Consider the following 12758-nt stretch of genomic DNA (forward strand, 5'->3'; position numbering starts at 1 on the left):
AGAAATTTAATGATGAAATTAAAACTTTCAGTACTTGCTGTCGCTACCGTTCTGTCCGTTATTGGCTGTAAAGCAACAGATGGCGCAACTGAACCTACTGCGACTCAATTTAAAGATGTGATTGACCGTACCGGCTCTCCAGAATACATGCGTGATTATGATTTTGATGATCATCAACGCTTTAACCCATTTTTTGACATGGGATCATGGCACGGTCATCTTCTCCCTGACAATGATGATGGCATGGGTGGATTCCCTGGCACCGCATTATTAACAGAAGAATACATTAACTTCATGGCCAATAATTTTGACCGTTTGAGTGTGTATAAAGACGGGCGAAAAGTACAGTTCACCATGGAAGCCTACAGCTTACCGGGCGCGTTGATTCAAACCCTAACCTCTGATGACGTAAAAGTAGAACTCACATTACGCTTTGCAACCAATCGTACGTCATTAGTTGAAACTAAAATAACAACCAATTCTCCAGTCGAATTAGTATGGGATGGTGAGCTGATTGAAGGCAATCACGCGAAAGAAGAAGAATCTCAATCAAACAAAACCATTGCAGAGGCCTACCCTGATTACAACCGCACTATCGTACCAACTAACGATGGACTAACGGTTACTTTTGGTGAAGTGCGTGCAACGTGGTCGTTATTAACGTCTGGAGCCTCTGAATATCAAGTTCATAAATCAATTCCAACAGCGACTACTGTTGATGGCTTAACCTTTACTTCTACCGCTAATATTGAGCAATCTACTACTATTTACACCACTTATTCTCATGTATTAACGGCTGAAGAAAACAAAAAAGAACAAGCGAAAATCAACGATATTCTAGCTAATCCGAATCAATACATGTCGGCAACCGAAAATCGTTGGCAAGAATACCTTGAAAGAGGGTTAAGTAATCCAAACGCAACCCCAGCGCAAGAGCGTGTTGCAGTAAAAGCAATGGAAACCTTAAACGGTAACTGGCGCGGTGCGGCTGGTGCAATGGAGTTTGATTCTGTCACTCCATCGGTCACGGCTCGTTGGTTCTCTGGCAACCAAACATGGCCCTGGGATACATGGAAGCAAGCGTATGCAATGGCACACTTCAACCCTGAAGTAGCAAAAGACAATATTCGCGCGATGTTTGCTTATCAAATTCAAGCCGACGATAAAGTTCGTCCTTGGGATGCGGGTTTTATTCCTGATTTATTAGCCTACAACACAAGCCCTGAACGTGGCGGTGATGGTGGCAATTGGAACGAACGAAATACTAAGCCAAGCCTTGCCGCATGGGCGGTTATGGAAGTTTACAAAACCACTAATGATAAAGCATGGTTAGAAGAAATGTACCCTAAACTGGTCGCGTATCATGATTGGTGGTTACATAACCGTGATAACAATGGCAATGGCGTACCAGAATACGGAGCTTCACGCGACAAAGCCCACAATACTGACGCGGGCGAGATGCTGTTTACGGTTGAACGTAACGGCAAAACAGAAGAATTGTCTGGCCTAGATAAATACCAAGAGATCATTCAATCTGGTGATTATGACCACATTGAGATCCCCGCACAAACTGCCGCTTCGTGGGAATCAGGTCGTGATGACGCCGCCGCTTTTGGTTTCATAGATAAAGATCAACTGGATGCTTATGTCGCCAATGGCGGAAAACGATCTGATTGGGAAGTGAAATTCGCTCAAAACAGAGATAAAGACGGCACATTACTGGGCTATTCATTGCTGCAAGAATCCGTGGATCAAGCAAGTTACATGTACAGTGATAATCAATACCTAGCGGAAATGGCTGACATAATAGGCCGCAGTGATGAAGCCATTATTTTCCGTGAAAAAGCCGACCACTTAGCAAGCTACATCAATACGTGTATGTTTGATGAAGGTACGGGGTTCTTCTACGACATTCGTATTGAAGATAAACCTCTGGCTAATGGCTGTGCAGGTAAACCAATTGTTGAGCGCGGTAAAGGCCCAGAAGGTTGGTCACCACTCTTCAATAAAGCCGCAACGCAAGCCAATGCTGATGCCGTTGTAAAAGTAATGAAAGACCCTGCAGAGTTCAATACATATGTTCCATTAGGCACTGCGGCATTAACAAGCCCTGCTTTTGGTCCTGATATTTACTGGCGTGGACGCGTGTGGGTTGATCAATTTTACTTTGGTCTAAAAGGCATGGAAAGCTATGGCTATCGTGACGATGCGGTTGAAATGGCAGGCGCTTTCTTTGATCATGCAGATGGCTTGGTTGGCGATGGTCCTATCCGCGAAAACTACAACCCACTAACGGGTGAACAGCAAGGCGCACCAAACTTCTCTTGGAGCTCTGCTCACCTTTACATGCTGTATAACGATTTCTTCACCGCAGAAAAATAATAAACGCTTTACTTAGCACATCTTAAATAACAGACAACAAAAAGGGATATGATTAACGTCATATCCCTTTTTTACTATTTTAATTTGAGATTGTTTTATATCGTTATTACGATTTGGCTTTTTCTTTACAACACTCAGGCATTGAGTGACCAGAAAGTACCAATAAACCAGCAAAAATACCTAAGTTCTTAATGAAATTCTGCATCTCGTGTGCGCCTTCCAATCCTGAATAATTCCAGAAATCATGCAACGACACATTAATAACCAACACTAATCCTGCCAATAATAAGGCGACTATCCACGTAAAACGATTCGCTATTAGTAAAACTGCGGCACCAATTTGGAAAACACCAGCAAGTCCCAGTAAAACAGGCACAAATGGCATATCATGCTTTTCCATCAATTGAATATGCATATCCCACGACACAAATTTCATGATGCCGGGGATTAAAAAGTACAATGCCAGAAGTACACGACCAGCGGTTAACAATAAAGTGTTCACGTTATTTTTCCTTAATCACATCAACTTATTGAATCAATTATAGTGCAATACCATTTACTGACAGTTTCACATCAATATTGCCTTTAACTGCATTTGAGTATGGGCACACTTGGTGTGCTATTTTCACTAATTCTTGCGCTTCCGTATTTTCTAGATCCAACGTAATAACCAATGCAACCGTGAGTGAAAAACCGTTCGTATCATTTGGACCAATGCCTACTTCAGCGGTTACAGGCGCTTGCGTTAATTTGATTTTCATCTCGCGAGCTACGTGAATAATCGCATTTGAGAAACACGCAGAATAACCTGCCGCAAACAATTGCTCAGGGTTTGTTGCTTCCCCTGTTCCGCCCATTTCTTTAGGGTAGCTTAAAGCAAGATCAAGCATGTTGTCGTCTGTCGTTACTTGGCCGTTACGTCCTGCTGATGCTGTTGCTTTCGTTGTATATAGCGTCGTCATAATGATGTCCTTTAAATTAAATACGATAATTAGCCACTTCAATCGCTAGCAATTAGATTGCGCACAATTCAATTTCGATAAGTATAAGTCGATCCGAAGACAAAATACAAGTATATTGTGCACAATCTATTTTTAATAAGGGTGTGAAATGACGAATTCAACTGAGAAACACAGTAAAAATGAAGTGGAAGCACCTCAATTGTTACTTAAAAACCAAGTATGCTTCTCTCTTTATAGCGCATCGAATGCCATGATCAGAGCGTATCGCCCATTATTAAATGAACTTGATCTTACTTACTCTCAATACCTAACAATGATGGTTATTTGGGAAAAAAGTGGCATTAATGTAAAAGATCTCGGTCATGACCTTCATCTTGATTCCGGTACGCTGACACCTTTACTGAAACGTTTAGAAGTAAAAGGCTTCATCACAAGAGAGCGAAGTAACGAAGATGAACGCATTCGACTGGTTTTTCTAACCCACCAAGGCCGTGAATTAAAAGAACGCGCCTTGTCGGTTCCTAATGGTATTTTCTGTAAAAGCCAGTTAGAAATTGAAGAATTACAGCAATTAAAAGCCACTTGTGAAAAGCTACTGTCTAACTTACAAAACTAACATCAAACACACAGTATGACGATTCATCGAACTACTGTGTGCTCTCTTCATTCCATTCACTTTCCCTCTCCGCACCACCCATAGGATAAAAAACAGTATAAATCCACTCACTGAATGTAAAAAAACGTCAGGTTAACCCTTTAAATTGTGACGCTCGTCCCAATAACAAAAAGAATAAATGAAAATGATAATTGATCTCATTCTCATTTGTATGTAGCATTTACTGTGTTTATTAAATTAACTCATGGATTTGCTGTGCTTATGAACTATTTTACTCTCTTTTATTGGTTATTGATTCTCTCTGCCCCCACTTTTGCTCAAGACGATTTGCAATGGTTAAGAGACGATTCTCGCAGCAACACTCAAGTTATCGACTATTTGAGTAATGAAAATACACAAACAGAAAAATTCAAAGCCACTCTTGAGCCTAAAATCAACGAACTACTGCAAGAATGGCAAGACAATCACCCCATTAAATCTCAGCAACCATGGCATATTATTGGAAATGCAGAATATGCGATCACTCAACATGATGGACAACGCCAACTCCTTTCTCGCTCGTTAAAAACAAAAAAACTGACCGTATTATTTAATATTTCAGAACGCTCGAACTCATTTGATTATTATCATTTAGGTCGCTGGGCACTGAGTAATGATCATAAAACATTGGCCATTAGCGAAGATCTGACCGGATCAGAGCAATATCAAATCAGTGTCATCGATTTAAAAACACAAACCATTACCACTCTTATTCATAACGTAGATTCAAGCATTATGTGGTCTCATGATGATCGCTCTTTGTATCTCATTAAACAAGAAGATCTTTCTTCTAGGCCCTTTGAATTAGTTGAATTCACTCTCGCTAATTCAACAATCAAATCTATCGCTAAAGAACAAACAAAAGACTGGTTATTGTCTTTTTACCAAGCCAGCGATCTCGACTACGCTTTGGTTCAATCAAACAATGACAACAGCAGCGAACAACGAGTACTAAACTTAATCACCGGCCATCTATCCTCTCCGATAAAGCCTCGTATTGAAGGTATTGAGTACTATGCAGATATCGCCAATAACGCCGTTGTAATTAACAGCAATATTAAAGACCATCACTTTGCCTTGTATTCCGTCCCCCTAACTAAAATGACGGAAATTACCCATTGGAAATCTCTATTTCGCCCATTGCCAGATCATCCACTGACTAACTTTTACTTATTTTTATCTGGACCAGTCGTCTCAGTCGGAAATGGGGAAAACGCTCAACTGATCTATTTAAATAATACCGGAAAAGTGCGCGACATTGAGCCTTTGACAACATCAGGGCAAACGGCATGGGTAAGTCGTGTGGGTGACTTTAAAAGTAATACTTTCTATATCCGCAGTATGTCGATGATTCAACCGCCAAAATGGGAAAAGGTAAATAGCTCAACATTAGAACGAACGCTTTATTCACAAGATAATTACCCAACAATAACTCCCTCTCGTTACGTGACTGAGCAAATAATCATGACTGATAATGGTGTCGATTTACCAATCACGCTTGCGTACAGAAAAGACAAAATACACAGCGATAGCCCAGTCTTTCTTTATGGTTATGGCGCTTACGGTGTCACGATGAAACCTTACTTTATGCCACAAATCATCAGCTTATTGGATCGCGGGGTTATTTACGCTATTGCTCATGTCAGAGGCGGTGGTTACAACGGCGATGCTTGGTATAACGCAGGTCGAGGGCTTAACCGACAACATGCCACCACTGATTTTATTACCGCAGCAAAAACAATGCGCCATTACCACAATGGACCTCATCCTATTTACGCATTGGGATCAAGCGCCGGAGGTACGTTAGTGGCTTCTGCTATCAACCAACAGCCTGATGTATTTCAAGGGGCCACATTGAATGTTCCTTTTGTTGATGTCGTGAACAGCATGTCAGATCCCACGTTGCCTCTCACAATGCAGCAATACAGCGAATGGGGAAACCCGACGATCCCTGACGAGCTACGTATTATGAAACAAACAGATCCTTACTCTAATATCACAAAACAGGCTTACCCCCCTCTTCTTGTTCAAGTCGGCTTTCATGATCGCCGAGTTCCTTATTGGGAAGGGGCAAAATACCTAACCAAAATACGAAATAAGAGCACAGGATCTGGTCCTTATTTACTTGAAACCCATTTCAATCAAGGTCATGCCACCGATAGACGAGACGCATTAGCGCAACAAGCGTTTGAATATATTTTTCTTTTATCTCTAACAAATAACTAAAAAACGGAGCTATAAATGAAGCTTTCCCCTGTGACTGCGGCGGTACTGAGTGTACTGACTGCCAACTTTGTGCACGCCAATTCTGAGGTGACACAATTTGAAGAGGTGGTCGTTACCGCCAATAAAATTGAACAACCGCTATCAAAAGTAGCGGGATCTATCGCCGTAATTAAAGGGGATGAGCTAGAAAAAAAAGGCGCAACAGAATTATATGAATCGTTAAATAGTGAACCCGGTGTCAGTGTGACGGGTGGCGCAGGCCGACCACAAAACATCACCATTCGAGGCATGACAGGTAACCGAATTGTCATTATTAAAGATGGTGTGAAATCGTCTGATGGTTATGGCGCTTCCGACATTAATGACAAAGTAGGTCGTAATTCGTTTGATCTATCTAACGTAAAGTCTATCGAAGTGATAAAAGGAGCAAGCTCGTCTGTTTATGGTTCTGGTGCCATTGGTGGTGTCGTCATTGTTGAAACTAAACAGCCTGGAGATTACTTAAAAAATAACGATTTCTACTCTGATATATCAGGAACTTACTCTGGTATTAGTAACAAATATAAAGGCAGCAGTAATCTGGCTTTTCGATCAGGTGATACAGAAAGTTTATTTACTGTCTCTTACTGGCAAGGGGAAGAAACTCGCAACTACCAAGAAGATTTATACAACCGTAATGTTGACGGGATTAATGGCGCTTACACTCTAAACCACTACATCGGTGAAAGCTTGATGTTAAAAGCCAAACTAGAGTATTACAGCGAAGAAATGATCCGTGAAGAGGGCTCGGCCTCTATTCAAAAAGACGGTATTTGGCGGATTGCCACGTATGATCAAAAAGAACACATTGAAGACATCAGTGCGTACGTTGGTGCCGAATATACCCCTTATGATTCATGGTTTGAAAAATTAGACTCAAAGCTGTATTGGCGCAGTACCGAAACCTCTTCGGATATTAACCGCTTAATGTCGCGTGAACGTAATAATATTCAAGAAAAACGCCGAGAATTAAGAGTTCAAAGCTTTACGGATCAATTGATCGGTTTTGATAACGATTTTACCTCATCTTCTACGCTGTTTAATCAAGATCATAGCCTTGCTTATGGCGTTAGCATGACGACCAATCGATACGAACGACCAAACAGCAAATCAACCATTGACTGGAATGGCATTAACGTTGGGGGAACACAACCTTTCTCTCCAGCGAGAGCTTACACTTTTGGCGTTTATTTACGCGATATTGTCGAAGTAAATGATTGGATTTTCACTGGAGGACTTCGTTTTGATGCACACCGTTTAACTCCAGATGAATCGAATACCATAGCAGGGTTTGACGTCAAGAAAATGAGCAGCAGTGAGCTGTCCCCTAGCCTTTCTGCTACGTATCAGTTTACCGATAACCTTAATACTTATTTATCTTATAACCACGGGTATCGCGCGCCTTCTTATGACAAAGCCTACGGATATAACAACCATGATTTTGTTCCTCTTACCCCATTCTTAATCATTCCAAATATGGATTTAGAGGCTGAAACCAGTGATTCAATAGAACATGGTATTAAATACGATTCAGGCCGAACTCAAGTTTATGCTGCTGTTTTTTATCAAAAATTCGAAAAGTTCATCGACGTTGTACTCACTGGGTTCGATCCATCAACTGGAAACTATTTAAAGCAATATCAAAATGTGGATGGTGTTGAAACCTACGGCGTTGAATTCACCTTAGCTCATCAAATTACTCAACGTTGGGGAGTGAACACCAAAGCGGGTTACGTTGATGGGAAAAATGGCGATGGAGAATACATCCGCACCATTACTCCACTAGAGGGCAACGTGGGAGTGACTTACGATCTCGAAAAATTGTCAGCTTACAGCACCATCAACTGGGCAACTGCGATGGATCACGTTCCAGAGTGCGTCACAGCAATAGGCATGCAAACCAAATGTGCGACAACATCAAACTGGGCAACCGTCGATCTCGGTATCAATTATGCCTTTAGTTCCGATTTTAACCTCAGTGCAAACATCATCAATCTATTAGATAAAGAATACATCCGCTACCAAGATGTGGCTGGTGTGATGGATTCTGCAAAAGGGTATTCAACCGAACCTGGCCGTTACTTCACTGTAAATGCTAAGTACGTATTTTAAGGAATGAAAATGAAAAAGTATCTTTCTTGTCTTATTGGATTGTGGTGTTCATCTCATGCTATCGCGGGAGAATGGGATTACCCAGCAAATACAATGACCGCTTCGCAAGCACAAGAAGCCAAACAATATTTACAACAAGCTTATCCGAATGATGGCGATTATCGCCTGCGCTATGAAACTCATTCAACATTAGGAACACATTACAATTTTGATGTGTGGATTGATGGCCAATATCAACCACAAAAAACCATGGTGGTATCAACCAATAAAAATGACCGCATTGTTCGTGTGTTTAAAAGTTTAAAAAATACCACGTTAAACAACGGTAAGCCCGCAGCAGCCTCAGAGATTGAAGATCCGCGATCATTAAAATCACTAACACCACCAGAGTTGAGTACTGGAACGATGGTGAGTGCCGCATTTTCTGTGTTTGATCCTGATCTAAGAACCATGGACAGAGAACCAAAGCCAGCATCACAAATGACGGACATAGCCCAATACCCTAACCCTTCCCACTACGTCATAAAAGACAGCGATGTGCTGCTCTCTAATGGTAAATATTATTTGAGTAATCCTCGAGTAAGACAAGTAGATGCCCTCGCATTAGTGATACCTCAATCTCCTGAAAATCCAAAAGAAATAGAAAGTAACATTGGATTATTGGCTCAAGAAGGCGTGGCTACCTTCTCTTCCCTTGCCGAATTGAAAGCCACGCACATTAATGAACCCAACTTTGCACAAATCATGGCATTTTCTCATCTTGACGCCTCGGTTAGATACATTACCTCATTAGGATTTACGATCTTTGATCGCCCTATTGATTTTGATGCTAGCGCTTTATCTGCGAATAATTCAAGCTACTATTATGGAGCAAAAGCTCTGTTGCTTGGTACTGGAGGCGGATCTCCCGATTCATTCGATGCTGATGTCGTTTTACACGAATTAGGCCACGGTATTCATTACCACATTGTTCCTGATTGGGCTTATGGCCACACTGGAGCGATTGGTGAAGGTTTTGGGGATTACTGGGCAGGCAGCTACAGTTACCGCCAACAATTTACGAATGCCAATAGCTCGGGACAAGAGTTTGAAATTGACACCGTATTTAATTGGGATGGTTACTTTGGTGCCAAAAGAAACACTCGTAGCTTATGGAATCAAAAAGCCCGTTACTTTAAACAAGCGGACTACCGTGCTCATGAGAGTGTTGCGGGAGAGCTCGGTGATGAATTATGGTCAACGCCTCTCTTTCAATCGTTAAAACAAGGGGTTACGCGCTACGGAATTACTGCATTCTCAGAGTTTGATACGATTGTACTTGAATCAATGTATGGGCTAGGACGTGGCTTAAAAATGCATGATCTAGCAGAAAGCATGGTATTTGTGGCCAATACTCTTTACCCAAATAAAGAGTACGCTCAGATCCTTACTGATAACTTCACTCATCATGGATTGCTTCTTGCGCCCTTTAAACAAGAAATAACCAGTCACTATATTTCTCCAAATAAACACATTGAATTCACGTTATTATCAACTCAACGCCAAGCGATGATCACGGGCGATATTTCCATAAATAATGACAAAGTGAAAGACATCAACAGCGATTTATTTGATTCTTTCAATATCGATATTGAACTGCCTACCGCGCTTCAATGTGGTCAATCGTTTAATACAGAAACAAACCTAAGTTATCAATTTTCTCCCTCTTTATTAACCAAAGAATGGACGAAACGAATGACATTGATTAAGGGCACACCGACGTTTTCGACAAGCTTCCCCTTAATAAACACACGGATCCCAGACGCAACAACTGATAGCTCTGGCCGCCCCATTGTAGGGTTACAAACCGTGAACTTTACCGCAGCTGACCATAATGGGATTGTTGATGAGAACTTTGGTGTCTATCTACATATAGAGCACAGTCATCTCATTGATTTAACGGTAACACTCATTTCTCCTCGTGGCACACGCGTTACTTTATTAAACCATAAAGATTCTGCCTCGCCGTTATTCCAAGATTATTTCACCATAAAACATGACTCGATAATCACCCCCTTTAAAGGAGAACCAAGCTGGGGTACCTGGCGTTTAGAAATCGCCGACTTTGCACCTAATGACTCAGGAAAGCTTATCTCATGGGGTGTTGGAAGCATTCAATCTTATCAATGTACGACACCCAAAACGACATCAACCACGGCGGCTAAATCCTCTTCTGGCGGGAGCTTTTCATTACTCACTTTATTTTTACTGATCCTATTTATGGGCGGTCGTCAACTGCCGTCTTTTCCTATTTCTTTTACTAACAATAAGAAGACAACACTATGAAATATCAACTTACTCTTTTAGCCACCACTTTGGCACTCGCCGGCTGCGGAGGCTCTGATTCTCCAGACACTTCCGTTCCAAGTTATACGGTATCTGGCACTATTGCGACTCAACATATCGCAGCAAACAGCAAAGTTTGTGTCGATACAAATCAGAATTTAATGTGTGATGCGAATGAGCCAAGTACCGTCGCTAACTCAAAAGGTGAATTCTCAATTACTGGTACCAATAAAAACATTGTGACATTGCCCTTATTGGCAGAGACACAAAGTGCACTCCAAACCGTTAATTCGTATTCGGCACAATCATCACAAACTACGTTAACAAAAGCCTATATCGTCGCCCCTGGTCTTCAAAAATCAACTGGCAATCAAATTAATGGCATTACTTCATTGATTGCAGGCCACATGAACAATGGCATGACAACCACAGAAGCAATCACTCTGATTACGGCACAACTGTCAGCAAAAGGGATTTCAATCTCAGGCAACCTGCTCGATAATTTACAAGATCCAGATTTAGCGATTCTAGAACAAAATATTATCACCTTGCTGAAACACACTAAAAACCAAAACCGTACTCAGATATTGTCGTTGTTAAGCGCCAATATCATTAATAATCCAGTAGATATGGTCACTAGCGTATTAACTGAGGCCCAATCTTCAACCTTTATTGCAGAGTTAAATGCGGTTTCATTAAGTGGTAGCCCATTAAATGACACCGGAACCGTTCTCTATTTTACGGACGAAAATAGTGATCATAACGTAGCAACACCATCTGCAAGCTTCCCTGGACAAGATGCCGACTTTGGACTTGACAAAAATGAGCGTAGTGCCACTCAAGGTAATGGGTTTAAGTTTGTAAAATTAGACCAAGACGGCAATAAAATAGACAACACAGCCTCTCAGTGGTCTTGTGTTCTTGATGAGCGCAGCGGTTTAATTTGGGAAGTAAAATCGGCGGATGAAACTTCGATACAATATAAGAATCGTCAATTAGCGCTAGAGCAAAATAACGTTGCTCCCTTCTTTAAAGATGAAGATCTTGCTACCTGTAAAACAAAGGGAGATACCGTTTGTACCACCCAAGACTATGCTGAATACATTAACTCTATCCAGCTATGTGGAAAAAGCAATTGGCGCTTACCAAGACTTCATGAAGTGTATAATTTAATTGATTTTGGGGAAGATAAGACGAATGAAAAGGGAGAAGTTTATGGGCTAAGTGCCAACTTTTTCCCTAATCAAACAATAGGAAGCACTGACATCGAAGTGGGTGGAATATGGCATCAAACAATGACGTACAGTACCTATTCCCCTTATAACACGGAGGGTGGCATAAATTTCAATTCACTGACTCTTTTAGGTGGAAGTAAAGGCAGTGTCAGTAATGTTGTAATATTTACCGAAAAGACACCGTTAAAATTTAATGCCGAATACGAAAATGATCCTTCTTATTTATTTCCTGCCCGCTTAGTTTCAGTACAAGGTAATTAATCATGAACAAATTTATGTTTACTGCACTTATTTCTCTTTTTTCTATCACTGCATTTGCACAAGAATGCAGTGCTGATCTCTCTCGATCAGCAGCCAACAGCCGTTATATCAATTTTGACAATGGTACCGTAGCCGATAATTTAACGGGCTTAACTTGGATGCGTTGTCCACTTGGAAAACAATGGAATAACATCAGCCAAGAATGCGAAGGGTCGACTGAAACGTATTTTTGGCAAAGTGCGTTAACCATGATTGCATCCATTAATGATGCAAATGGTAACCACCAACTTCATGAATTTGGTGGAATAAAAAAGTGGAGAATGCCAAATATCAAAGAACTTATGTCATTGAAAGAGAGAGCTTGTTATAGCCCTGCGGTTAATACAAAAGCCTTTGGTAAAGCGTTTGACTATGAGGTTGGTGATCTTGCTGGATATATTTGGAGCAATACCCCATCAAATAACGGCAATGAAGTTTACTCATTTGATACACCAAATGGAGAAGTTTTATCTTATAACCCGGCTCAACATAAACTCAGCGTTCTTTTAGTCGCTGAATAAA

9 protein-coding genes are annotated in these 12758 nt (G+C 41.1%); 7 read left to right on the forward strand and 2 right to left on the reverse strand.

Annotated elements, in window-relative coordinates; genetic code table 11:
- The first annotated feature begins 12 nt into the window (after positions 1–12).
- Positions 13–2382, forward strand: coding sequence for an alpha-glucosidase (ygjK, locus tag A6E04_RS01285; protein ID WP_023603039.1), 2370 nt, complete (start codon positions 13–15; stop codon positions 2380–2382).
- A 106-nt stretch (positions 2383–2488) separates the two neighbouring features.
- Here the strand turns inward: ygjK and A6E04_RS01290 are convergent, their stop codons facing one another.
- The gene (locus tag A6E04_RS01290; protein ID WP_023603038.1) at positions 2489–2884 is read right to left on the reverse strand and encodes a DoxX family protein; all 396 of its coding nucleotides are present in this window, start codon (positions 2882–2884) and stop codon (positions 2489–2491) included.
- A gap of 37 nt (positions 2885–2921) precedes the next feature.
- A complete protein-coding gene (ohr, locus tag A6E04_RS01295; RefSeq protein ID WP_017021830.1) occupies positions 2922–3344 on the reverse strand; it encodes an organic hydroperoxide reductase Ohr in 423 nt (140 codons plus the stop codon).
- 148 nt (positions 3345–3492) lie between these two features.
- On the opposite strand from ohr, the gene ohrR reads away from it, so the two are divergent.
- The 6 genes from ohrR (at position 3493) to A6E04_RS01325 (ending at position 12757) form a co-directional block, all read left to right on the forward strand.
- Positions 3493–3960: a transcriptional regulator OhrR gene (gene ohrR, locus A6E04_RS01300; RefSeq protein WP_023603037.1), complete on the forward strand. Its 468-nt coding sequence runs from the start codon at positions 3493–3495 to the stop codon at positions 3958–3960.
- Between the two features lie 261 nt (positions 3961–4221).
- Complete coding sequence (locus tag A6E04_RS01305) at positions 4222–6225, forward strand: prolyl oligopeptidase family serine peptidase (protein ID WP_065609514.1); 2004 nt, start codon at positions 4222–4224, stop codon at positions 6223–6225.
- Between the two features lie 15 nt (positions 6226–6240).
- Complete coding sequence (locus A6E04_RS01310; RefSeq protein ID WP_065609516.1) at positions 6241–8376, forward strand: TonB-dependent hemoglobin/transferrin/lactoferrin family receptor; 2136 nt, start codon at positions 6241–6243, stop codon at positions 8374–8376.
- 9 nt (positions 8377–8385) lie between these two features.
- On the forward strand, positions 8386–10701 hold the full coding sequence (locus A6E04_RS01315) for a proprotein convertase P-domain-containing protein (RefSeq protein ID WP_065609518.1): 2316 nt from the start codon (positions 8386–8388) through the stop codon (positions 10699–10701).
- The gene (locus A6E04_RS01320; RefSeq protein ID WP_017021835.1) at positions 10698–12197 is read left to right on the forward strand and encodes an Lcl domain-containing protein; all 1500 of its coding nucleotides are present in this window, start codon (positions 10698–10700) and stop codon (positions 12195–12197) included. Before A6E04_RS01315 ends, A6E04_RS01320 begins: the two co-directional genes overlap by 4 nt.
- 2 nt (positions 12198–12199) lie before the next feature.
- Entirely contained in the window at positions 12200–12757 is a 558-nt protein-coding gene (locus A6E04_RS01325; protein ID WP_023603032.1) for an Lcl C-terminal domain-containing protein, read from the forward strand.
- Position 12758: the final 1 nt, after the last annotated feature.

The organism is Aliivibrio logei (assembly GCF_001691055.1).
In the GTDB taxonomy this organism is placed as follows: Bacteria; Pseudomonadota; Gammaproteobacteria; order Enterobacterales; family Vibrionaceae; genus Aliivibrio; species Aliivibrio salmonicida.

Bases quoted from the DNA above. Each gene is read 5' to 3' on its own strand.
- ygjK (WP_023603039.1), top strand. From the start codon at position 13: ATGAAATTAAAACTTTCAGTACTTGCTGTCGCTACCGTTCTGTCCGTT.
- ohr (WP_017021830.1), bottom strand. From the start codon at position 3,344: ATGACGACGCTATATACAACGAAAGCAACAGCATCAGCAGGACGTAAC.
- ohrR (WP_023603037.1), top strand. From the start codon at position 3,493: ATGACGAATTCAACTGAGAAACACAGTAAAAATGAAGTGGAAGCACCT.
- A6E04_RS01305 (WP_065609514.1), top strand. From the start codon at position 4,222: ATGAACTATTTTACTCTCTTTTATTGGTTATTGATTCTCTCTGCCCCC.
- A6E04_RS01310 (WP_065609516.1), top strand. From the start codon at position 6,241: ATGAAGCTTTCCCCTGTGACTGCGGCGGTACTGAGTGTACTGACTGCC.
- A6E04_RS01315 (WP_065609518.1), top strand. From the start codon at position 8,386: ATGAAAAAGTATCTTTCTTGTCTTATTGGATTGTGGTGTTCATCTCAT.
- A6E04_RS01320 (WP_017021835.1), top strand. From the start codon at position 10,698: ATGAAATATCAACTTACTCTTTTAGCCACCACTTTGGCACTCGCCGGC.
- A6E04_RS01325 (WP_023603032.1), top strand. From the start codon at position 12,200: ATGAACAAATTTATGTTTACTGCACTTATTTCTCTTTTTTCTATCACT.